Raw genomic sequence first — 847 nt, forward strand, 5'->3', positions numbered from 1 at the left:
TTGCGGTTGGCGATCGGCGTGCCGATGCAGATGTCGCTCTGGCCCGAGTAGCGCGCCAGCAGCACGCTGAACGCCGCGTACAACGTCATGAACAACGTACTTTGCGTCTGGCGACCGAGCGCCTGCAGGTCTGATATCTGTGTGGCCGGCAGCATGAACGACAGCATCGCACCACGATGGCTCAGCCGTGCAGGCCGTGGCCGATCGGTCGGCAGCGTCAACAGGCTCGGACAACCCGCCAAACGCTGTTTCCAGTAGCTCAGCTGCGGCGCCAGCACATCCTCATTCAACCACTGCCGCTGCCATTGCGCGAAATCCGCGTACTGAATCGGCAAATCGGGCAGCGGCGACGGCAGGCCCTGCATGAAGGCGCGGTAGAACGCGGCCAGTTCGCGCATCACGACGCCCACGGACCAGCCGTCGGAGACGATATGGTGCATGGTCAGGAACAGGACATGCTCGTCCTCGGCAAGCCGCAGCAGGTCGAAGCGGATCAGCGGATCCACTGCCAGATCGAACGGTCTGGCCAGATCTTCCCGCAGATACACGCGCAGTTGCGCCTCGCGTTCGGCCGCCGGCAAATGCCCCAGGTCGACGATGTCCAGCGGCAGCGTCAACGTCGGCGCGATCACCTGCACCGGCGCGTCATCCACCATGACGAAGGTGGTGCGCAAGGCTTCATGGCGACGCACGATCTCGTTCAGCGCACGCGTCAGCGCGTCGACCTCAAGATGACCGGTCAGGCGAATGGCCGACGGGATGTTGTAGATCGCGGCATGGCGCTCCAGCTGATCGAGGAACCACAGGCGCGACTGGGCAAACGACAGCGGCAACCGTCCATGGCGGT

1 protein-coding gene is annotated in these 847 nt (G+C 64.1%); it reads right to left on the reverse strand.

Annotation, left to right across the window (positions count from 1 at the left end; genetic code table 11):
* Positions 1-847, reverse strand: an 847-nt coding sequence (locus tag GSQ75_RS19060; protein ID WP_254058605.1) for a condensation domain-containing protein, incomplete at both ends; no start/stop codon positions are given.

It is taken from the genome of Dyella sp. S184, from assembly GCF_009766065.1.
Taxonomy (GTDB): Bacteria; Pseudomonadota; Gammaproteobacteria; order Xanthomonadales; family Rhodanobacteraceae; genus Rhodanobacter.